The organism is Micromonospora sp. WMMD998, from assembly GCF_029581235.1.
GTDB lineage: Bacteria > Actinomycetota > Actinomycetes > Mycobacteriales > Micromonosporaceae > Micromonospora.
Map to the genome: position 1 here is coordinate 6,560,318 of NZ_CP120740.1, position 18,361 is coordinate 6,578,678.

The following is an 18,361-nucleotide window of genomic DNA, read 5'->3' on the forward strand; positions in this document are numbered from 1 at the left end:
ACCTGCCCCTGGTCGCTGGGAAATCGGTGCGAGGATGCTGTACGCCCTGCTCACGCGGGTGCCACCGACAGCACGAACACGGCGGGCGGTGATCCGCTTCCGGATCACCGCCCGCCGCGACGCGGTGTGCCCCGGCTCACGTGAGCCGGACGCGCGTCAGGTCAGACCGAGGTCACTTGAGGGTGACCTTGGCGCCCTCGCCCTCGAGCTTGGCCTTCGCCTTCTCGGCGGTCTCCTTGTTGGCCTTCTCCAGGATGGCCTTCGGAGCGGCCTCGACCAGGTCCTTGGCCTCCTTGAGGCCCAGGCCGGTCAGCTCGCGCACGACCTTGATGACCTGGATCTTCTTGCCACCGTCGGCGTCGAGGATGACGTCGAACTCGTCCTTCTCCTCCTCCGCCGGAGCGGCGGCGGCGCCACCGGCACCGCCGGCCGCGGCAACCGCGACCGGAGCGGCGGCGGTGACCTCGAAGGTCTCCTCGAACTGCTTCACGAACTCGGAGAGCTCGATCAGCGTCATCTCCTTGAACGCGTCGAGCAGCTCGTCGGTGCTGAGCTTCGCCATGTCTGGCGTCCTTTCTGCAAGTGGAAACTAAGAATGTGGTGCGCCGCGGGGCCTCAGGCCGCCTCGGCGCCCTCCTGCTCGCGCTTCTTGTCCGCCAGGGCAGCCGCCGCGCGGGCGGCCTTGGAGAGCGGGGCCTGGAACAGGGCCGCGGCCTTGCTCAGGTTGCCCTTCATGGCGCCGGCCAGCTTGGCCAGCAGCACCTCGCGGGACTCCAGGTCGGCGAGCTTCGTGACCTCGGCCGCGGAAATGGCCTTGCCCTCGAAGACACCGCCCTTGATGACGAGCTTCGGGTTGGCCTTCGCGAAGTCGCGAAGACCCTTCGCCGCCTCGACGACGTCACCCGAAACGAAAGTCAGCGCGGTAGGACCGGTGAACAGCTCGTCGAGGCCGGAGATGCCCGCATCGGCCGCGGCACGCTTGGCCAGCGTGTTCTTCGCGACCGTGTAGCTGGTCTCCTTGCCGAGCGTGCGCCGCAGCTGGGTGAGCTGCGAAACCGTGAGCCCGCGGTACTCGGTGAGCACGGTGGCTCCCGACGAGCGGAAGCTCTCGGTCAGCTCGGAGACGGCCGTGGCCTTGTCGGCCCGGATCGGCTTGTCCGCCATGTCCCTCCTCTCTCGTTGCTCGGAGCTGGCACGCCGCGACGAGCGGAGGCTCGCGACGGCGGCGGAGGGACCGCGAACAACGAAAAAGCCCCGGCGCGGGGCGCACGGGGCGAGGGCCGGGATCATGGGGCACAGTCGGCGGACCGTGCGTGACACCGAGTTTCGCTTGCCGCCCTGCGCGGGTCGCCCGTCGTCGCGGGACCTTCGACCGTGCCGGGGCACGGTGACCAGCGGTCTTTGGGTGGAACTACCGCACCAGGTTACGCGACGTGAGCCGGAGCGCCAAATCGCCCCCGGGTGCGCCCGGTCACCCGCCGGTCAGGCCCGGTCGCGCCGCACCCAGGCGTAGCCGGCCAGCACCACCGCGGTCCAGAGCGCCGCCCAGCCGGTGAGCAGCAGGCCGGTGCCGGCAGCGATCGGCCCGTTGACCGCCCGCGCGGTCGCCATCACCGGTGGGACCAGCCACGGCACCACCGAGCCGGACAGCCCGCACACCACCACCCCGACCAGCCCGACCGCCAGCACGGCCGCGCCGTAGCCGGCGCTGCGGGTGATCGCTCGGCTGGCCAGCGCGCCGAGAGCCACCGCGGCGGGCAACCCGAGCAGGTGCGCCCAGACGCCGAGCGCCACCCCGACGAGAGCCGGCCGGCCCTCCGGCCCGCTCGACAGCGACACCGCGCCGAGCGGCCACGGCATCGCCAGCGCGAGCAGCACCAGGACGAGCCCGGCGACGAGCGCCGCGAGCAGGCCGGCGGCCCGTTCCCGGGCCGGCCCGACGGCGACCCGGGCCAACCGACGCTGCACGTCGGGTTCGACGTCCAGCAGGACCTTGGTCTGCCAGGCCAGCACCGGGAAGATCACCACCGCGGAGACGCCGTAGACACCCGCGGGCCGGCCCCCGCCACCGCCGCCGTAGAGGACGCCCAGGGCGAGCAGGCCGGCCAGCATCGGTGCCAGCACCCGCCCGGTCTGCACGAAGCCGGCCAGCCGCATCCGCACCAGCGCGATCACCGGTTCACCTCCGATGTCGTCCCGTCCCGGCCCGTCCGGACGGCCGGGACCTCCCCGGCCGGATCGTCACCCGGCGCGAGGTCGACGGACGGCGTCTCGTCGGACGGAACGCCCGGCGGCTCGGCGAGCGCCGGCTGCGGGGGCGTGGCTGCGGCGGGGACGGCGTGGTCGCGTACCCGAAGGATCTGGTGGCCGTCGGCGCGCAGGCGGGCGACGGTGGTGGCGAGCCTCGCGGCCGGCACCGCCAGCTCGACCACGGCGACGGCCGAACCCCCGGACGGCGCCGTCTCGGCGAGCGTGCCGTCGGCGACCGACCAATGCCGGGCGCCGGGCAGGCGGACGGTCTCCCCCCGATGGTCACTGACCAGCACCGCACCGCCGCCCGCCAGCACCTCCCCGATCAGCTCGGGGACCAGCTCGCGGGCCGCCGCGTCCAGCCCCTCCCAGGGCTCGTCGAGCACGAGCAGGCCGGGCGGGCGCACCAGCGCCTGCGCCAGGCCGACCTTCTGCGCGGTGCCCTTCGACAGTTGAGGCAGGCGCACGTCGTGGAACCGGGTCAGGCCCAACCGGTCCACCCAGTGGCGCACCGCCCGGTCGGCGGCGGGCCCGGGCAGGCCGGCGACCCGGCCCATCGCGGCCAGGTAGGCCCCGACGGTGAACGGCTGGTCGGCCGGAAAACGCTCGGGCACCCAACCGACGGCGGCCGGCCGGTCGACCACCCGGCCCCGGCCCGGACGCAACACCCCGGCGGCGAGCTGGAGCAGCGTGGACTTGCCCGCCCCGTTACGGCCGAGCACGACCACGACGTCACCCGGGTTGATCGCCGCGTCGACCTGCCGCAACACCCACGGGCCTCGCCTGTGGTAGCGGAGCCAAACCCCGTCGAACCGCATGCGCCGAGCCTGCCACACCGGACAGACGGACGGGGCCCCGCCACGGCGTGGTGGCGGGGCCCCGTCCGGGAAGCGCGCGTGCTCAGCTCTCGGCGGAGCCCTCCTGGAGGTTCTTGACCACCTTCGGGTCGACCGGGACGCCCGGACCCATGGTGGTGGTCAGGGTGACCTTCCGGAGGTAGGTGCCCTTGGCCGCGGACGGCTTGGCGCGGAGCACCTCGTCCAGCACCGCGGCGTAGTTGTCCACCAGCTGGGTCTCCGAGAAGGAGGCCTTGCCGATGATCAGGTGCAGGTTGGAGTGCTTGTCCACCCGGAAGGTGATCTTGCCGCCCTTGATGTCCGCGACCGCCTTGGTGACGTCCATGGTCACGGTGCCCGTCTTCGGGTTCGGCATCAGGCCGCGCGGGCCCAGGATCCGCGCGATCCGGCCGATCTTGGCCATCTGGTCCGGCGTGGCGATGGCCGCGTCGAAGTCCAGCCAACCACCCTGGATGCGGGCGACCAGCTCGTCGGTGCCCACCTCGTCCGCACCCGCCGCGGCGGCCTCCTCGGCCTTCGCGCCGGCGGCGAAGACGATCACGCGGGCGGTCTTACCGGTGCCGTGCGGCAGGTTGACCGTGCCGCGGACCATCTGGTCCGCCTTGCGGGGGTCGACGCCGAGGCGCATCGCGACCTCGACCGTGGCGTCGAACTTGACGTTGGTGTTCTCCTTGGCCAGCTTGACGGCCTCGGCGGGGGCGTAGAGCTTGGACCGGTCGATGACCTCGGCGGCCTTGCGGTAGCTCTTGCTGCGCTGCATTTCTGGTGACTCCTGTGGTCTCTGGCGGGCGCGCGGCATCGCGGCCCTCCCACGAACGGATCGGGTGGAGCGGTGGAGCGAGATCAGTCGGCGACGGTCAGGCCCATCGACCGGGCGGTGCCGGCGATGATCTTCTCGGCCTGGTCGATGTCGTTGGCGTTGAGGTCCGCCATCTTCTTCTCGGCGATCTCGCGCAGCTGGGCGCGGGTGACCGAGCCAACCTTCTCCTTGTGCGGGACGCCCGAGCCCTTCTGCACGCCAGCGGCCTTGATCAGCAGCCGGGCGGCGGGCGGGGTCTTCAGCACGAAGGTGAAGGTGCGGTCCTCGTAGACGCTGATCTCGGCGGGGACGACGTCGCCCCGCTGGGACTCGGTCTGCGCGTTGTAGGACTTGCAGAACTCCATGATGTTCACGCCGTGCTGGCCGAGCGCGGGGCCGACCGGCGGCGCCGGGGTGGCCTGGCCCGCCGGCAGCTGAAGCGTGAACGTCTTGACGAGCTTCTTCTTCGGAGGCATGTCTCTTCCTGGGGCTTGGAACCGGGATTTTCGCCGTCCGCGGGCGCGCACGGTCAGCGCGGTGCGGACGGCCGACGTTCAAGAGTAGCGCAGTCCGACACGACACCGGCGGCCGGCCCGCGAAGGCCGACCGCCGGTGCGGACGTACGTCAGATCTTGGCGACCTGGTTGAAGTTCAGCTCGACCGGCGTCTCCCGGCCGAAGATCGACACCAGCACCTTGAGCTTCTGCTGATCGGCGTTGATCTCGCTGATCGTCGCCGGCAGCGACGCGAACGCGCCGTCGGTGACGGTGACGGAGTCACCGACCTCGAAGTCGAGGACCTTGACCTCGGGCTTCGCCTTCTTCTGCTCGGTCTCGACCGCCGGGGCGAGCCACTTGAGCACCTCGTCGAGGCTCAGCGGCGCCGGCCGGTCGGCCCGGTCGGTGGCACCGACGAAGCCGGTGACCCCCGGGGTGTTCCGGACGCAGGAGTAGGACTCGGCGGTCAACTCCATCCGGACCAGGATGTAGCCCGGGAAGACCTTGGCCTGGACCTGCGACCGCTTGCCGTTCTTGACCTCGACCTCTTCCCGGGTCGGCACCTCGACCTGGTAGATGTAGTCCTCCATGTCGAGGGACGTGATCCGGGTCTCGAGGTTGGTCTTGACCTTGTTCTCGTAGCCGGCGTACGAGTGCACCACGTACCAGTCGCCGGGCGCGTAGCGCAGCTTCTGGCGCAGCTCGGCCACCGGATCGAAGTCCTCGTCCGGGGCCGGCTCGGTGGTCGGGAACTCCGGCTCGCTGGCGGCCTCGACCGACTCGTTGCTGTCCGCCGTCGCCACCGCGGACTGCTCGTCCGGGGTCTCGGCGGTCTCGTCGTACTCAGGCACGCTCGCTCACTTCCGTCAGTATCGCTGTCCGCAGGTCAGCTGGGGTTGCCGAAGACCCACAGCACCGCCTTGGCGAAGCCGTAGTCCAGGCCGGCCACGATCGCCAGCATCACCGCGACGAAGGTGACCACCACGGCCGTGTAGGTCAGCAGCTCCTTGCGGGTCGGCCAGATGACCTTACGCAGTTCGGCCACGACCTCGCGGAAGAACCGCGCGATGCGGGCGAACAGCCCGATCCGCTCGGTGTCCTTACGGGTCTTCCGGCCCTCGGCGGGCTCGGCGTGGGCCCGCTTGCGGGTCGCCGTGCCGCCCCGGGAGACCGGCTCGTCCACGTCGGCGGCGTCGTCGGCCACGTCGTCGTCGGCCACGCCGTCGACAGTCGCGTCGTCGTTCAGACGCTCGTCGCCGTCGTCCTCGCCGCGCCGCTTCTTCTCGGCCACTTCGCCCTCCGTGCGGGGTATGGGGTCGCACGCCGGACGGCGTACGCGGCGTGTTGGTCACGCCGGCCGGACCAACCGTCCCGCGACGGGCCGCGGCCGGCGGACCGGTCAGGAGGGCCCCGAACGCCTCGGGACCACCCCACCGATGCCACCACCACGGGCCGGACGCCACCGCTGACGGCGGCGCGACCCACGGGAACGGTCAGGCCTGAGGCGCAGGGGTGACAGGACTTGAACCTGCAGCCTGCGGTTTTGGAGACCGCTGCTCTGCCAATTGAGCTACACCCCTGTGCGACAACTCACCTCCACCCGGACACGTGGTGCCGAGCGGGGGTCACTTGCCCCACGGCGGACCAGTGTACGGGTAGTCGTACGACTTTCCCAACCGGTCCACCCCACGCGCGTCGGGTCGATCCTCAGCGAGACGTGCGGATCAGCGCCCGGGCCTGCGAGAGCACCTTCTCGCCCTGGCACGTCGCGGTGATGTCGAGCCTGGTCAGACCCGCCTCGGTGACCTCCTTGACCACCGCGGCGACCTCGATCTCGGTGCCCTCGTCGGTGTCCGGGACGACCACCGGCCGGGTGAAGCGGACGCCGAAGTCGACCACCGCGTCCGGCGAACCGGCCCAGCCGGCGACCGCGCGGCCGACCAGGGCCATGGTGAACATGCCGTGGGCGATCACCCCGGGCAGGCCCACCCCGGTGGCGGTCCGGTCGCTCCAGTGGATCGGGTTGAAGTCCCCCGAGGCGCCCGCGTAGCGGACCAGGTCCGCCCGGTTCACCCGGTACGTCTGGACGGGCAGTTCCATCCTCACGCCTCCCCGCGTACGACGATCTTGGACCAGACCGCGACCACCGGCTCACCGTCGGAGGTGCGCACGTCGGTGCGGGTGGTCAGGAAGCCGTGGCCGCCCCGGCTGCTGACGTCCTCGATGGTGTTCACGCACACCAGCTCGTCCCCGGCCACCACCGGTCGGGTGTACGCGAACCGCTGGTCGCCGTGGACCACCCGGCTGTAGTCGACGCCCAGCTCCGGGTCCTCGACGATCTGCCGATTGGCCGCCATCGTCACGATCACCGGGAACGTCGGCGGCGCCACCACGTCGGGGTGGCCGAGCGCGCGGGCCGCCTCCGGGTCGTGGTGTGCCGGGTCGGTCGCGCCGACGGCGGTCGCGAACTCGCGGATCTTTTCTCGGCCCACCTGGTAGGGGGCGGTCGGCGGATACGTCCGGCCGACGAAGGACGGGTCCAGGGACATGCCGCGAACCTACACGTAGAGCACAAACGCCGATCCGAGCGGTCGGCTGGCCCTCCAGGGCCGTCGACCGGGCGGATCGGCGTCGGTGAAGCTGCTGCGGGCCGGCGGCGCCGGCCGTGCGTCAGCGGGTCTCGCGGTGGACGGTGTGCTTGCCGTCCCGGGGGCAGAACTTCTTCAGCTCGATGCGGTCCGGGTCGTTACGGCGGTTCTTGCGCGTGATGTAGTTACGCTCCTTGCACTCCACACACGCCAAAGTGATCTTCGGCCGGACATCGGTCGCCTTCGCCACGGCGGAGTGCCTTCCTCGCTCACGGGTATCAACTACGGCGTGTCAGCTTACGTGCTGACGCCGCGGACATGCAAAGTGGGCGCCTGTGGCGCCCATCCCACCGGCCACCGGGCGGGCCCGGAGGACGAGAGTAGCGGTGGCCGGACTTGAACCGGCGACACAGCGATTATGAGCCGCTTGCTCTGCCATCTGAGCTACACCGCCGTGGCGGGTCCAGCCGGACCCTCTGAGCCCCCTTACGGAATCGAACCGTAGACCTTCTCCTTACCATGGAGACGCTCTGCCGACTGAGCTAAGGGGGCCTGCCCGATCACCCCAGGGGGTGTCGCGCAGAGGAAACAGTACACGACCGCGTCGGCGAGGTGAAATCGGATCCCCCCGACAGGTGGCGTACCTGCTCAGGGCACCACACGCAGGCGCGGCAGCTCGCCGGCGACGACCGTCTCGGGGTCGACCTGGGCGCCGAACCACGCCTCCAGGCGCTCGTACGGCAGCGGCCGGCTGAACAGGTAGCCCTGGCCGATCTCGCAGCCGATGTCCTGGAGCAGTTCCAGCGTCAGCTCGCTCTCCACCCCCTCGGCCACCACGGTCAGGCCGAACTGCTGCGAAAGCGTCACCACCGCGTTGACGATGGCCAGGTCACCCGGGTCGGTCGCCATCCCCTGCACGAACGACCGGTCCACCTTGACCTCGTGCACCGGCAACCGGCGGAGCTGGGCCAGGGACGAGTTGCCGGTGCCGAAGTCGTCCACCGCCAGTCGGACCCCGAGGTCACGGAGGCTCCGCAGGGTCGGGATGGGGCGCTCGGTGCCGTCCAGCACGCCGGACTCGGTGATCTCCAGCGTGAGCCGCTGCGGCGGTACGCCGTACTCGGCCAGCAGATCCCGGACCAACGCCGGGAAGTGCTGGTCGTTGAGCGTACGGGCGGCGAGGTTGACCGACACGGAGAGCGCCCGCTCGCCGTGACTCCAGTCGCGGCTGCGCCGCAGGCTCTCCCGCAGCACGAACTCGGTGAGCCGGCCGAGCTGGCCGGTGTGCGCGGCCACCGCCACGAAGTCGTCCGGCGCGACCGTGCCGTGCGCCGGGTGCTCCCAGCGGGCCAGGCACTCCACGCCCACCAGGCGGCGGTCCCCCAGCGTGACCTTCGGCTGGAAGTAGACCTCCAGCTCACCGTCCGCCAGCGCCCGTTGCAGGTCGCCGGCGAGACCGAGCCGGCGCAGCGAGCGCGACTCCAGCGCCGGGCTGTAGAGCTGCACGCTGCCCGGCACCGACTTGGCCGCGTTGGCAGCCAGGTCGACCCGCTGGAGCAGGGCCACCGCGTCGCTGCCGTGGTCGGGGTGGACGGCCACGCCGACGGCGGTGTCCACGTCCAGGGTGAGCGCGTCGAAGACCATCTCGTCCCGGATCTGCTCCCGGAGCCGGGCCGCCAGCTCCAGAGCCGCGTCGGCGCTCTCCAGCCGGAGCGTCACCAGGAACTCGTCGCCACCGGCCCGGCCCACGAGCGCGGACGAGGGAGCGCAGGCCCGCAGCCGTTCGGCCACCTCGATCAGCACCTTGTCACCGGCCGCGTGGCCGAGCGACTCGTTGACCTGGCGGAGCCGGTCGACGTCGAAGAGCAGCAGCGCCACCACCTCGTCCGGCGCGCCGACCTTGACCGCCTCGGCCACCGCGGCGGTGAGCCGCCGGCGGTTCGGCAACTTGGTGAGCGCGTCGTGCTCGGCGTCGTGCCGGAGGCGGTCGACCAGGCGGGAGTTCTCCAGGGCGACGGCGGCGTGCGCCGCCACCGTCTCCAGCAGGGCGATGTCGGCCGCGGTGAAGTGGTTGCCGTCGCCCACCCGGTTGGCCACCTCCAGGGTGCCGATCACCACCTGCCCGGACCGCAGTGGCGTCGCGACCGCGTCCTTGATCCGCCGCTCCCCCAGCTCCGCCCGGAACTCACCGTCCGTGGTCACGCCGTGTCCCACCGCGACCGTACGCCGGGTGCTGCGCACCTTGTCGCGCAACGCCTGCGGGGTGTGCGCCACGTCCAGCAGCCCGGGGTCGTCGGCCCGGGAGGTCAGCAACGTCTCCGGGTGGCGGCTCTGCGCCGGCACCCAGAGCGTGGCGTACTCGGCCTGCATCAGGGCACGGACGCGGACGAGCAGGGCGTCCGCAAGCGTGCCGCTCTGGCCGCTCTCCACCACGGCCCGCGTCAGCTCGTAGAGATCGGTGAGGGTGCGGTGCTGCCGGAAGAACTGGGAGTATGAGCGGTAGACCGGCACCAGGCCGATGCCGAGCCCGGCCAGCAGCAGCACCGACCACCAGTTGCTGCGCACCAGGATCAGCATGATCAGGCCGATGCACACGTTGATCGCGGCGGTCAGCAGCGCCGTCCTGGCGCTGCGCAGCGCACCCCGGCCGGTCTGCCAGCCGTGCAGCAGCGTGTGCACGGCGACCACGGCCGTGATGCTGACCAGCATCACCACACCGACGGCGGCGAAGATGCTCAGCCAGGTCCGCGGACCGACCCCCGACATCGGCGGCAGCGCCTGGAGCAGCAGCACGGCCAGCGAGGTGCCGGCTGCCGCGCGGGCGCCGTTGAACCAGACCTTCGGCGCCGAGAACCGGTGCCGGATGTGGGCGATGAGCGTCGCCGCGGTGTACGTGATCACCACCGTCAGCGGCGGAAGGAAGAAGAGCGCCAGGACCAGGGGCAGCTCCGTGAGGGTGATCGCGACCGAGTGCCGACGCACGACCAGGCTCAGCATCGGCATCCCCGCGACCACCATGAGGCCGAGGAGAAGAGCCGCCTGCGGCCACCTGCCGACGGGATGATCGGAGACCAGGCCGGTGACGACGGAACAGGCGACGGCGATCAACGCCATCGGCGCCGTGATGATCCAGGCGTCCTCGGACGACCGGCGGCGTGGTTGGCCGCGACCGATCATGCCGCTCCTTCGGGTTGGCGGTGCACCGCTTCGCCGCCGACGCGAGCCGTTTGCCCGGCCGTCACATGGAGGCGGCAGCCGGGCCCCAAACGGTCAACGACCGGAAAAGCCGGTCAGTTCCACACGAAGTCCTGCGTTTGAATGCCCCCGTTGCTGCCATCGAAATCGACCCCAGCGACACCACCGAGGAGGGTGGCGAGAACGAGAAGCGAGCCAAGCAGCCGGCCCAACCTTCGACCAGACATGATTGCTCCTGTCGGGAGAGTTACAGCGATGGTGGAGGTTCCACGATCGTGCCACACGGCAGGCACCCGCAACAGCGGTGCGGACCCCTGCTAGGGGTGACCGGACCAGGAAATCATCCGTTCGACAGGCTGGCTACGACCTCCGGCCCAGGGCGACGTGACGATCAGCCCCGCGGTCGCTACGCAAAGCGCGCACAACGACTTCACACGTAAACCGTGCGTAAGGCCTGATTCTCCTGTCAGGCCCGCCGGTCGCGACCCCCGACCACAGTGGAGGACCCGCCTCCCCGCGGACCGGCTCCCCGGACAGCCTCCACCATCATCGATGTCTGAGGCAAGGTTTCACGCCTACGAACCCGAGTGAATCATCAGTCATGCATCACCTTCGTCGCATCCTCGTGCAGAAGCATGGAAACGTTCGTTCACGGTGCGATTGACACCTGAATTATCCGCTCCGCCTCACAAATATCGGTTGATGTCGGATATGACAGCCGTAGCGTGTCTCCTGATTTCCGGAGCACCCGACGATGACCGACTCCACCCACACGGCTGTCGTCACCGGCCCGAGTCACCGCCCATGCGCCTGATCTGGGTGCACTTGTCGTCGCCCTGACGACAACAACCGCACCCAGTCCGCCGAACGACAGCACCCTCCGGCGCCATCGCCGAGGCCCCGGCCGCGCCAGCGGACTCCCGGCATCGAGCTGACGGTGCGGTCGCGCGACGGACCGAGGCCGCCCCGCCGGTCGAATAAGGGACATTCCTGCCGGGTATGACGCATCCATGCGCGAGGAGGAAGCATCCGTCGACCGTCACCACGCCCGACCTCGGGGCGTCGACGACACCACGATCGAAGCGCTCGGCGAGTTGAGCAAGGCCCTGGAGACGATCCACCGCGTACGCGGTCACCTCTACTCGGCCCATCAGCTCGTCGGCGGCGCGGACCTCACCCTCGACCGGGTGGTGCAACTGTTCCGCGAGGCCGGCCACGACGAGATGGCCGACCGGGTCGAGCAGGAACTGCTGGGACGCAACCTGCTACCCGGACGATGGACGTTCCAGATCGTGGAGGAGTTCGACGACGGCTACTACGCCGTGTTCCAGGAGATCGAGCGGGACGCCCGGGAGAAGCTGGTCGGGGGCCGGCGGCACATCTACGAGGCCGAGATGAAGCAGCGGCGCCGCACCCACGGCAGGCCGGGGCACGAGGCAACACCGCCGGAGGCGTGAGCCGGACCGACGACAGCGGCCCCTGATCAGCATCTCTGCTGGTCAGGGGCCGCTTCTGCACCTGGTGGCGGGTAGAGGATTCGAACCTCTGAAGCTTTCGCGACGGATTTACAGGGGGTCCGCGATCTTGCACGGGTCAACTGCGTTGAGCTGCTGGTTCTCCCAACCCGGCGGGTACTGATCGGTGGATCGCCCACCATCTGCCCACGCCATCCAACCCGGGGGGCAGCGCAGCGAGCCGCCTCAAACACCGAGCCAGGTTCGCCTGAGTGTCCAAGCAGTTAGGACGAGCCGATTTTTTTTAAAAGGCTCGGCGACCCGAGCGAAGCTGCTGCCTGTGCGCCCAGCGCCCCGAGCACCCCAGCCAGGCCGACCATCCAAATTTGGAAGGACTCTGGCGCAGTTCCCGGGGTCGCGAGCAGCGTGCACACCGAGGACCCGCCAGCCAAGAGGGCGGACAGTCCCCCGATGAGTAACCGTCGAGTACCGCGCACGTCCCGACTCTGCCATAGCCCGTCCATCCAGCCGCGTCACCGCAGCGCGTCACCGATTTTGTCGTTCATGGTGTCGTCGCCGCCGTCGATGCAGTTGGCGTAGACGCGGAGCAGGACGGCGACGCCGTGGCCCAGGCGCCGGGCGACCTCGGTCGGCGGGACGCCGGCATTCAGCCAGAGCGAGGCCGCCGCGTGCCGCAGGTCGTACGGCCGACGTACCAGCGGCGACGCGACCTGAGATTCCGTCAGCGCTCTCTCGCGGGCGAGCTTCCACCACCGGTCGTAGACCGACTCGGAAAGCGGCCCGCCGTGCAGGCCCCGAAAGAACCGACCATCCGGACCTATCCCGTGATTCTCGACGTGCGCGCACAGCAGCTCAACGAGCCGAGGCGGGACCGGAACCGTCCGAGTCTCGGCCTTCCCCCGGTGCTTGAGTCCGCGCCGCTCGTGGGAGCCGCCATCGTCGGTCCAGTGGGAGCCGGCGCGCGGTGAGGTGCCGGCGAGCACCAGGCGGCCCCAGCGATATTCGATCTTCTCGTGATCGCAGGACCGGGAAGGCTTGACCGCCGCCAGGTCGTCGAAGTCCGCGCCGCAGTCGGCGCACCGGCCGGAAAGGTCGCAGTCTTCCCGCCGCAGATCGGCCGCTTCCGAGGGCCGCATGCCCGCGTAGTAGAGGCAGCCGAAGAACGCCGTGACCTTGTCGGCCCGTTTGCCGAGAGATTTGACCGCCTCCAGCAGCGTGGCGACCTGGGCCGGGTTCGCCACCACCCGCCGGTCGATGGACTGGGCAACCTCGGGAGCGGTCCACTGGACCTTGTCGACCGGGTTGGAGTCGATCAGCTCCAGCTCGACGGCGTACCCGAGCACGTTGTAGAAGGTGGCCCGCTTCCGCTGGACAGTGGAGGCAGCCGCCGGCTTGCCGTCGAGGCGTACGCAGAGGCTGTCGAGCACGCGGCGGACCATCGCGGGCGAGTCCAGCTCGACGACTGGGAGGGACGCGGTTTCCAGCCAGGCGAGGGCCGCCGCGTGCTCGGTGGGGATCTCGTCGGACCAGCGACGCGGGTTGAGGCCGTAGAGGTACAGCGCCTCACGGAGCAGGGCGTCAGCCGGTCGGCCCCGCTTGGCCGGGCGGGTCAGGGTCACCGTGATCGAGGTCAGCGCCTCGACGATCGACCGCCGGGTCTTGGCCGCTGCCCGGGGCCACTTCATCTCGATGTACGCGCGGCTGTGGGCGTACCAGGTGGTGGGGTTCCTGGTTCTGGCCTCGGAGACCGGGCGGCCGGTGGCCGGATCGAAGGGCTCCCCCGCGTTGGCTGCCTGGACCAGCTCGGCGCGGAACGAGTGCGCCAGGGCTTTGGTACGGAACATCTCCTCGAAGCGTTGGCCGCTCACCGCCCAGCGGACCCGCCAGGGCCGAGCCTTCCGGTCAGCGCGCTTGCCGATCTCCCAGATCTGGACCTCGTAGCTCTTCACGCCGCGTCCTGCTCCAGCTCACCGAGCCACCGACCGAGCGCCGACCGGCGTACCCGAAGCTGCCCGTTCGGAAGCTTGATGACCCGTGGCCCCTTTCCGGTCTGGCGCCAGTAGAACCAGGTCGAGCGCGGCACCCGCAGTTCGGCGAGCACTTCCGGCACGGTCAACAACTCCTCGTTCACTGCGTCTCCTCCCCGTCGTGCTGTGCGCTGTGCTGAGTTGCCGAAAGATCTGCGGACCCCTGCGCGGCCCGGTCCTTGGCGGCGAGCAGTTCTGAGCGCCAGCGGGCGCGTTCGCTGATCGACCGCATGAGCCGGTGGGCCAGCGGTCCCACATCGGGGTCGTCGGGTCGGGCGAGTTCCCAGGCGTGCCGGACCCGTTCGGCGGTGGCGCCCTGGTCGTCGACGAGCTGCCCGGCCGTGGCGCTGTCGGTAGTTGCGCCGAGCAGTGCCCGCACCCAGGCCCGCGCGTCGTGCTTGTGGTCCGCGAGGGTCTTGCCGGACCAGTCGCGGGAGATGAGGATGCGCCGGCCGCCGATGCCGAGGGTGTCGCGCTGGTGGACCTTGCCCTTGCAGCGGCCGGGCTTGAGCTTGGCGTGTGCCTTCTTGGGCTGGACGCCGTAGAGCAGCCAGTTGGCGCACCGCTCGGTGCAGGGGGTGAGCTGGAGTTGCTGCCAGAGCCGGTCGAGGTGCTTGCGCTGCCGGTCGGTGGTCGCCTTGTGGACGTCGCCGGTGTGCTTGGTGATGTATTTCGTGACGTACCGGATGGTCCGTTCGGCGTCCTCGGTGCCGGGCATGACGCCGCGGGCGTCGACCTGGGCGCCGAAGCGAACCACGTGCACCGGTTCGGCGTCCGGGTCGTCGTCGATGGCGTCGAGGGCTTCCGTCCAGGTGGTCAGCGGCTGCCCGGTGTCCGGGTCGACCCACGCCGCCGCCTGCTCGTCCCAGACCGGGAGCCGGTCGAGGGTGTAGCGCTGGACGTCGACCGCCGGCCACCACACCTGGTGATAGGTCGCCGCCGCGACGGTGCGCAGCACGTCCCGGGGGATGGTGCCCCGGATGGCGAAGTGGGCGTGTGGGGCGAGCCGGCGTTGCGGCTCGACGCAGCCGGCGTACTGGACGTTCCAGCCCTCACAGCGGCGCAGGTTCTGCCAGAACCGGTCGAGCAGACGCGGGAAGTGCACGGCGTCCCAGGCGGCACGGCGGTAGTCGTACCGGTCGGGGTTGAGCGGGGTGGCGTCGGGGCGGACCGGGCCGTACGAGTCGAGGGTGAGCGTGAGCCACATCGACGGCCGGAACGTCGCGCCGTCCGGAGCGGTGTAGGTCTTGCCGACGGTGCGCCGCTCGACCTTGCGCCGAGGTAGCTCGGGGGCGTCCTGACGTCGCTTGGTGGAGCGCTTGCGCCGGCGGCCGGGCTCGCCGTCGGAGTCCTCGTCGTCGGTGGCCTGGGGTGGCCCGACGCGCCCGCGCAGACCTTCAGCGGCGATGGCTTCCTCTACCTCACGGATCGCCTCGTCGAGGTCGGTCACCTGATCCCACTGGGCGCCGCGTACGGCCTCGTCGCGGGAGAACTCAAGGTGTGCGCGGAACAGGATCAGGGACTTCTGCGCCTCGGTCGCGGGTTCCGGGCCGGGTAGCGGTTCGTCGTCACGGTGCCAGCCCTCGCGGATCTGGGCCTGCCGTAGCCGGCGGTTCTTCTTGGCGCAGGGCGCGCACTTGTCCTCGCGGGTCGCGCCGCAGGGCAGGTCGATGACCTCGGTCAGGCCGGTGTCGAGGTCGGTGCGACGCATGGCGAGGGGGCGCACGCAGACGCCGTACTCGGCGGCGATCTCCTTGAGCACGTCGACCGAGCGGGGTAGTGCCATGCGGGCCGCCCGCGACCCCGGCCGAGGAGCAACCGGGGTCGGGGCGGCCGGGGCGAGGCCGGGCAGGGTGGGAGCGGTCATCGGATGATCCCGACGACCTGGGGTCGGTTGGGCTGGACGACGCCCAGCGGAGGCAGCACCGCGGCCGGTGCCGGGCGGACCGCCGGAGCGGGCATGGTCGGCTGCTGGGGCTCAGGCTCGGTGACGGCCTGCGCCGGGACCTCGGAGGTCCAGTCGACCGGCGGTTGGTCCGGTTCGGGTGCCGGGGCGGGTGGGCTGGACAGGACGACCTTGACCAGGGCGAGGAACGCCAGCGACGGCACGGCGGCCACGATCCAGCCCCACACGGACGGTTCGGCTTCCGCGACCTGGGCGGCGAGGGAGAGCAGGGCGAACGCGACCAGGAGCACGCCGACCAGGCCGACCGGGCGACCCGCGCGACGGCGGGCGCGAAGTTCCAGGCCGAGGTAGATCGCCATCAGCTCGACCGCCACGGCGTTGGCCCAGCCAATCCAGTCGGGCTGGCCGTGGGCCACGGTCAGGTCATGGACGTGGGTGAACGCGGCGGCGCCGGCCATGGTCCCGATGGCGAGCAGGATCAGCACCCGGACGCCGGACTCGGCTCGGTGGCGGATCATTCGAAGTCGCCTTCGGGGATGCGGATGGTGACGTTGATGCGGATGCGCTGCCCGTCGAGGTCGTCCCGGCGGCGGACCATGTGCGCCAAGCCGTGCAGGGCGGCGGCGAGCCGGTCCGGGGAGCCGTCCAGGTCGATGTTCAGCGGCTTGAGGCGGTGGGTGCCGAGGAAGAAGCGCTTGAGGGACATCGGGCTACCTCCGGTCCGGGTTGACGCGGGTACGGATGTGGTCGGGTGGGTCGCCGAGGGAGGCGACCGCTTCGGAGAGGCAGCGCCAGAGCGCCCACGCCTCGTCGGGGGTCAGGTGCATGCGGCGCCGGCCACCGCCGACGGCGAGATAGACCGGGTACGGGTCGGGCCGGTCGGGGTCGACGCGGACGGACACCGCAGTGCTGCTCGCGCCGTCCGGGTTGGGTGCGCGGAGCCGGTAGAAGGTCGGGGCGGTCACCGCGACTCATCCCCGTCGGCGTCGAGGATGTTGCGCAGTGCGTCGGGCAGCAGTGGCCCGCGACGCTGCCGGGGCAGGGCCGGCCGGACCGGTTCGGGCGTCGACTCGCGGCCGACCTGGGCGAGGATGTCCGCGGCGTCGGCCGGGGCCGGGTACTGCTGGGCCAGTTCCCGGATGTGGTCGTCGGTGACGTAGGAGAACCGGACCCGCATCGGTTCCGGGGTGCCGTCGAGGATCACGTAGCCGACGCCTTTGGCCCATCGGGGCATCTGGTCGGCGAGGGCGCCCCGGTTGCGGGCACCGTCGCCCAACACGAGGTCGACCTGAGCCGCCTCGGTCAGGCCGAGCGCGATGCGAGTCGGGAACAGGTCCCGGAACGGCAGCACCTCCTTGCGGGGGTCCTGCAACGCGGCGACCACCAGGACTCCGACGCCGGCGCCCTGGGACAGCAGCAGCCCGAGCGAGCCGGCGATGCGCTTGCGCAGGTCGACGTCTTGCAGGTACGCGGTCAGCGCGGCCATCTCGTCGATGACGACGACGACCAGGGGGTCAGCCTCGGTCGGGGTGTGCACCCGGACAGTGCCGGCGAGCCGGGTCTGTCGCTCCCGCATGACGGTGACGGCCTCGTCGAGGAGGTCGGCCATGGCATCGAAGGACTTGCAGGCGAACCGGGCGAACAGCGGCCGGCCCATGGCGAACTCCATCCCGCCCTTGGGGTCGATCACCCAGAGCCGGACCAGGCCGGAGGTAATGCCGCCGGCCAGCGAGCGGACCAGCGACCAGAGCACCGAGCCCTTGCCGGACCGGGTGGCCCCGCCGATGAGGACGTGCGTGGCGAGCAGGTGCAAGGACCAGATGCCCAGGTCTTCCCGCCGCGCCAGCGGCAGAGCGGTGAGGTCCGGGACGGCCGGGGCGTCGAACGGCGCCACGACGGGCCGCAGGGCGTCGGTGCGGACGACGACCAGGTAGACGACGGTCGGCCGGTCCCGGAACCGCACCCGGTCCAACCAGCCCAGCAGCAGCGCCCAGTAGCCGGTACGGGCCGGCGGGTCGTCGGGCCGCTCGGAGTAGATCCGGGCGTGCCGCCGGCCGAAGGCGTACGCAAGGTTTGCCGTGACCCGTTGGAAGTCGGCCGGGGTCTGCCCACGGACCATGCGGATGGTCAGCACGTCGAGGGCCTGATCCGAGCGCACGCGCAGCAGCTCGGGCAGGACGGTCCGATGGTCGTACGTCTCGGCCAGGCCGCACAGGGTCATGGCCTCGCGCCACGCTCGCCGGTAGACGAAGACCTGACGGAACCGGCCGAGCAGCGGCCCGGCGCACCACCGCCACCAGGACGCTTCGTCCCGCCACCGCCACAGTGCCGACACCACCGACGCCAGGACCAGCGGCACGACCAGGCCCGCCCAGCCGTAGTCGGCGTAGAGGACGACCAGGCCGACGGTGACCGGGTGACGCAGGCACCACCAGCAGCCCCGGGCGAGCCAGCGCAACACCAGGACGAGCACGGAAGCCCACATCGGCAGCTCGAACCGCTTCGGCCGGATCACGATCAGATCCCCGGCGGTCGTCATCACCACCTCGCCACGCGGCCGGCGCATCATCGCGCACCCCGCAGCGACACGAACCGACCCGACGAGTCCCGGACCGGCGGAAAGGGAAGAACGAGCTGCCCGATGCAGAGCGGGCAGCGGTGAGCCGCACCGCCGGCCGGGTCGAACCGGGACTGACACACGCCGCACCGAGGCTGAGCCGGGGCAGGCGAACGCCTACGCTTGGACACGTCACTACCTCTCTCGACA

At 70.9% G+C, this 18,361-nt stretch carries 20 protein-coding genes and 3 tRNA genes; 1 reads left to right on the forward strand and 22 read right to left on the reverse strand.

Annotated features, from left to right (window positions below; genetic code table 11):
- Positions 1-172: 172 nt before the first annotated feature.
- From rplL to O7619_RS29995, 15 genes are all read right to left on the reverse strand, one after another.
- The gene (gene rplL / locus O7619_RS29925; RefSeq protein WP_281586600.1) at positions 173-562 is read right to left on the reverse strand and encodes a 50S ribosomal protein L7/L12; all 390 of its coding nucleotides are present in this window, start codon (positions 560-562) and stop codon (positions 173-175) included.
- Between the two features lie 53 nt (positions 563-615).
- On the reverse strand, positions 616-1,164 hold the full coding sequence (gene rplJ / locus O7619_RS29930) for a 50S ribosomal protein L10 (RefSeq protein WP_281586599.1): 549 nt from the start codon (positions 1,162-1,164) through the stop codon (positions 616-618).
- 318 nt (positions 1,165-1,482) lie between these two features.
- On the reverse strand, positions 1,483-2,175 hold the full coding sequence (locus O7619_RS29935; RefSeq protein WP_282284857.1) for a hypothetical protein: 693 nt from the start codon (positions 2,173-2,175) through the stop codon (positions 1,483-1,485).
- Entirely contained in the window at positions 2,172-3,068 is an 897-nt protein-coding gene (locus tag O7619_RS29940) for an ABC transporter ATP-binding protein (protein ID WP_282284859.1), read from the reverse strand. Before O7619_RS29940 ends, O7619_RS29935 begins: the two co-directional genes overlap by 4 nt.
- A gap of 82 nt (positions 3,069-3,150) precedes the next feature.
- Positions 3,151-3,867 carry a 50S ribosomal protein L1 gene (gene rplA / locus O7619_RS29945; RefSeq protein WP_282284860.1) on the reverse strand — a complete coding sequence of 239 codons (717 nt, stop codon included), beginning with the start codon at positions 3,865-3,867 and terminating at the stop codon, positions 3,151-3,153.
- 83 nt (positions 3,868-3,950) lie between these two features.
- Positions 3,951-4,382, reverse strand: a complete 432-nt coding sequence (rplK, locus tag O7619_RS29950; protein ID WP_091065740.1) for a 50S ribosomal protein L11 — start codon at positions 4,380-4,382, stop codon at positions 3,951-3,953.
- Positions 4,383-4,531: 149 nt separating this feature from the next.
- Positions 4,532-5,254, reverse strand: coding sequence for a transcription termination/antitermination protein NusG (gene nusG, locus O7619_RS29955; RefSeq protein WP_091065737.1), 723 nt, complete (start codon positions 5,252-5,254; stop codon positions 4,532-4,534).
- Between the two features lie 35 nt (positions 5,255-5,289).
- Positions 5,290-5,694 (reverse strand): preprotein translocase subunit SecE, encoded by a 405-nt coding sequence (secE, locus tag O7619_RS29960; protein ID WP_282284865.1) that lies wholly within the window; start codon positions 5,692-5,694, stop codon positions 5,290-5,292.
- A 216-nt stretch (positions 5,695-5,910) separates the two neighbouring features.
- A tRNA-Trp gene (locus O7619_RS29965) sits at positions 5,911-5,983 on the reverse strand.
- Between the two features lie 127 nt (positions 5,984-6,110).
- The gene (locus tag O7619_RS29970; protein ID WP_282284866.1) at positions 6,111-6,503 is read right to left on the reverse strand and encodes a MaoC family dehydratase; all 393 of its coding nucleotides are present in this window, start codon (positions 6,501-6,503) and stop codon (positions 6,111-6,113) included.
- Positions 6,504-6,505: 2 nt separating this feature from the next.
- Positions 6,506-6,952 (reverse strand): MaoC family dehydratase N-terminal domain-containing protein, encoded by a 447-nt coding sequence (locus O7619_RS29975; protein WP_282284867.1) that lies wholly within the window; start codon positions 6,950-6,952, stop codon positions 6,506-6,508.
- 121 nt (positions 6,953-7,073) lie between these two features.
- Positions 7,074-7,241: a 50S ribosomal protein L33 gene (gene rpmG, locus O7619_RS29980; protein WP_013288652.1), complete on the reverse strand. Its 168-nt coding sequence runs from the start codon at positions 7,239-7,241 to the stop codon at positions 7,074-7,076.
- Positions 7,242-7,372: 131 nt separating this feature from the next.
- Positions 7,373-7,445 (reverse strand) — tRNA-Met (locus O7619_RS29985).
- A 25-nt stretch (positions 7,446-7,470) separates the two neighbouring features.
- Positions 7,471-7,543 (reverse strand) — tRNA-Thr (locus tag O7619_RS29990).
- Between the two features lie 96 nt (positions 7,544-7,639).
- Positions 7,640-10,168 carry a bifunctional diguanylate cyclase/phosphodiesterase gene (locus O7619_RS29995; RefSeq protein ID WP_282284868.1) on the reverse strand — a complete coding sequence of 843 codons (2,529 nt, stop codon included), beginning with the start codon at positions 10,166-10,168 and terminating at the stop codon, positions 7,640-7,642.
- Between the two features lie 1,028 nt (positions 10,169-11,196).
- Here O7619_RS29995 and O7619_RS30000 point away from each other — a divergent pair.
- Complete coding sequence (locus O7619_RS30000; RefSeq protein WP_282284870.1) at positions 11,197-11,643, forward strand: hypothetical protein; 447 nt, start codon at positions 11,197-11,199, stop codon at positions 11,641-11,643.
- 530 nt (positions 11,644-12,173) lie between these two features.
- Here the strand turns inward: O7619_RS30000 and O7619_RS30005 are convergent.
- From O7619_RS30005 to O7619_RS30035, 7 genes are read right to left on the reverse strand one after another with little or no spacing between them, the layout of a single operon-like run.
- Positions 12,174-13,610, reverse strand: a complete 1,437-nt coding sequence (locus O7619_RS30005; RefSeq protein ID WP_282284871.1) for a tyrosine-type recombinase/integrase — start codon at positions 13,608-13,610, stop codon at positions 12,174-12,176.
- Complete coding sequence (locus tag O7619_RS30010; RefSeq protein WP_018784531.1) at positions 13,607-13,792, reverse strand: helix-turn-helix domain-containing protein; 186 nt, start codon at positions 13,790-13,792, stop codon at positions 13,607-13,609. Before O7619_RS30010 ends, O7619_RS30005 begins: the two co-directional genes overlap by 4 nt.
- Complete coding sequence (locus O7619_RS30015) at positions 13,789-15,555, reverse strand: replication initiator (protein WP_282284872.1); 1,767 nt, start codon at positions 15,553-15,555, stop codon at positions 13,789-13,791. The genes O7619_RS30010 and O7619_RS30015 overlap by 4 nt, the downstream gene beginning before the upstream one ends.
- Positions 15,552-16,112 (reverse strand): DUF2637 domain-containing protein, encoded by a 561-nt coding sequence (locus tag O7619_RS30020; protein WP_282284873.1) that lies wholly within the window; start codon positions 16,110-16,112, stop codon positions 15,552-15,554. Before O7619_RS30020 ends, O7619_RS30015 begins: the two co-directional genes overlap by 4 nt.
- Positions 16,109-16,300 (reverse strand): hypothetical protein, encoded by a 192-nt coding sequence (locus O7619_RS30025; RefSeq protein WP_281586585.1) that lies wholly within the window; start codon positions 16,298-16,300, stop codon positions 16,109-16,111. Before O7619_RS30025 ends, O7619_RS30020 begins: the two co-directional genes overlap by 4 nt.
- Before the next feature lie 4 nt (positions 16,301-16,304).
- Positions 16,305-16,559 carry a hypothetical protein gene (locus O7619_RS30030; protein ID WP_282284874.1) on the reverse strand — a complete coding sequence of 85 codons (255 nt, stop codon included), beginning with the start codon at positions 16,557-16,559 and terminating at the stop codon, positions 16,305-16,307.
- The gene (locus O7619_RS30035) at positions 16,556-18,133 is read right to left on the reverse strand and encodes an FtsK/SpoIIIE domain-containing protein (protein ID WP_282288992.1); all 1,578 of its coding nucleotides are present in this window, start codon (positions 18,131-18,133) and stop codon (positions 16,556-16,558) included. The genes O7619_RS30030 and O7619_RS30035 overlap by 4 nt, the downstream gene beginning before the upstream one ends.
- Between the last annotated feature and the right edge of the window lie 228 nt (positions 18,134-18,361).

What these genes read in the sequence shown, in the direction of transcription:
- rplL (WP_281586600.1), bottom strand. Translation starts at nt 562, where the DNA reads ATGGCGAAGCTCAGCACCGACGAGCTGCTCGACGCGTTCAAGGAGATG.
- rplJ (WP_281586599.1), bottom strand. Translation starts at nt 1,164, where the DNA reads ATGGCGGACAAGCCGATCCGGGCCGACAAGGCCACGGCCGTCTCCGAG.
- O7619_RS29940 (WP_282284859.1), bottom strand. Translation starts at nt 3,068, where the DNA reads ATGCGGTTCGACGGGGTTTGGCTCCGCTACCACAGGCGAGGCCCGTGG.
- rplA (WP_282284860.1), bottom strand. Translation starts at nt 3,867, where the DNA reads ATGCAGCGCAGCAAGAGCTACCGCAAGGCCGCCGAGGTCATCGACCGG.
- rplK (WP_091065740.1), bottom strand. Translation starts at nt 4,382, where the DNA reads ATGCCTCCGAAGAAGAAGCTCGTCAAGACGTTCACGCTTCAGCTGCCG.
- O7619_RS29970 (WP_282284866.1), bottom strand. Translation starts at nt 6,503, where the DNA reads ATGGAACTGCCCGTCCAGACGTACCGGGTGAACCGGGCGGACCTGGTC.
- O7619_RS29975 (WP_282284867.1), bottom strand. Translation starts at nt 6,952, where the DNA reads ATGTCCCTGGACCCGTCCTTCGTCGGCCGGACGTATCCGCCGACCGCC.
- O7619_RS29995 (WP_282284868.1), bottom strand. Translation starts at nt 10,168, where the DNA reads ATGATCGGTCGCGGCCAACCACGCCGCCGGTCGTCCGAGGACGCCTGG.
- O7619_RS30000 (WP_282284870.1), top strand. Translation starts at nt 11,197, where the DNA reads ATGCGCGAGGAGGAAGCATCCGTCGACCGTCACCACGCCCGACCTCGG.
- O7619_RS30015 (WP_282284872.1), bottom strand. Translation starts at nt 15,555, where the DNA reads ATGACCGCTCCCACCCTGCCCGGCCTCGCCCCGGCCGCCCCGACCCCG.
- O7619_RS30020 (WP_282284873.1), bottom strand. Translation starts at nt 16,112, where the DNA reads ATGATCCGCCACCGAGCCGAGTCCGGCGTCCGGGTGCTGATCCTGCTC.
- O7619_RS30025 (WP_281586585.1), bottom strand. Translation starts at nt 16,300, where the DNA reads ATGTCCCTCAAGCGCTTCTTCCTCGGCACCCACCGCCTCAAGCCGCTG.
- O7619_RS30035 (WP_282288992.1), bottom strand. Translation starts at nt 18,133, where the DNA reads ATGACGACCGCCGGGGATCTGATCGTGATCCGGCCGAAGCGGTTCGAG.